The sequence below is a fragment of the Tateyamaria sp. genome, from assembly GCF_059783535.1.
Genome location: NZ_JBYNDP010000141.1, coordinates 1 through 1,623 on the forward strand (window position 1 = coordinate 1; position 1,623 = coordinate 1,623).

Annotated in this window: 2 protein-coding genes; both read left to right on the forward strand. The window is 60.2% G+C overall.

Annotation, left to right across the window (positions count from 1 at the left end; genetic code table 11):
* Positions 1-283 (forward strand): alpha/beta fold hydrolase (locus AC6RA8_RS18935; RefSeq protein ID WP_500354857.1); only part of this gene is annotated, 283 nt, incomplete at its 5' end.
* A 338-nt stretch (positions 284-621) separates the two neighbouring features.
* Positions 622-1,623 (forward strand): ABC transporter transmembrane domain-containing protein (locus tag AC6RA8_RS18940; protein ID WP_500354859.1); only part of this gene is annotated, 1,002 nt, incomplete at its 3' end.

The window sequence follows — 1,623 nt, forward strand, 5'->3', positions numbered from 1 at the left end:
TAGCTACGCACAAACGGCCTGGGTTCTGGCCCACGGGGTGCGTGAGCTAACAGAACGCCACCTCAACATTGCCGCCCCGACCCTCGTGATGACCTGTGAAAATGACAGCGGTTCAACCCCCACCATGTCCCATGACATCGCCGCAGGAATTCCGGGCGCCCGGACGATCATCGTCCCCCACCTGCAACACCTTGGCCTGATGGAAAAGCCTGATGCCTTCACAACGCCCATCCTGAAGTTTTTGGAAGAACACGCCAAACCCGCACCGGACACCGCCAACTGACGCTGAAGCCCGAAAAGGCCACCGTATCTCTCACCAGTCCGTCACAGCAGGTGTGGCAATCCTTCCCTCGGCGCAGAATTGCCTATCGCCAGACACTCCTGTTGACTCGGGTATTCCGATAACCCTACTTCAACCCCAAGGTGTCGCATAGCAAGGAGGGCAACTATGATTATCAGCATGTATTTCCTCCCGGGACGCTTCCGTGCCGGAGCTTTCTCATCCTGACAGCACGCGGCTAACGCAGCCAAGTACGTCAGTTGCTATCGTCCAACCTTTGGACATCCTTTCATTCGAAGAATAGGCGCGGCTTTGTTGTCCGCGAACGTTTCATGTCCCGCATGTCAGCCAAAGGCGCCTTTGCGCGCGTTCTCACCTTTGCCCTGCGTCTTTGGTTGCGCAGGCGCGGCCTCCTCGCGGCCATTCTCTTTCTAGTCCTGACCTCAACGGCAGCCGACGTGGCCATTCCGGTTGTCACCGGGCGTCTCGTGGCGGCTGTTTCGGAAAGTGCCTCGCCTTGGGGTGAGTTTGCTCTGCTGCTTGGGTTGGGCGCCGTATCGATTGTAGCGAAAATTCTCAGCTATTTCTCGATCATCGCGCTCACGATCCCGACCATGCGCGTGGCCGAGGCCGAAGCCTTCGCTCATGTCCAGCGTCTGCCCGCAGATTGGCATGCCAACGCCTTTGCCGGGTCCACCGTGCGGCAGATCACGCGCGGCACCTGGGCGCTTGATGATATGGCAGACCTGTTGATGCTGGCGCTCTTGCCGTCGATACTGGTTCTGTTGGGCACCATCGGCACATTGACCGCCTTTCAATGGCAGATCGGTCTTGTTGCGGCTTTGGGGGCCATCCTGTTTCTCACGCTATCGCTGATCCTCACACTGTTCTGGGTTGCTCCTGCCGCACGGCTGTCAAACGCACAGGACAGCCGGGTCTCCGGTGCGCTCGCAGATGCAATCACATCGAATGCCGTCGTGCGCGCGCATGCCGGTGAACTGCGCGAAGATGACCGGTTGGGGCGCGTTCTGTCGAAATGGGCGCACAGGACGCGCCGGACATGGCGGCGCGGCACGTGGTCCGGTCTGACGCAGGACCTATCGCTGTGGATCCTGCGGGCCGGTGTGCTTGGTGGCGCCCTGTTCGCCTTTGTCCGGGGACACGCTGGCGCGGGCGAGATTGCTTATGTCGTCTCGGCCCTCGGTATGCTCGATGGCTATCTGCGCCAGATCGGCAATCACGTACGGCAGTTGCAAAAATCGGTGAATGATGCCGAAGAGCTGGTCGAGCTGATGTCTGCCACCGCAGAACGCGACGTTGCACGCCTGCCCGCCACCGTGCTG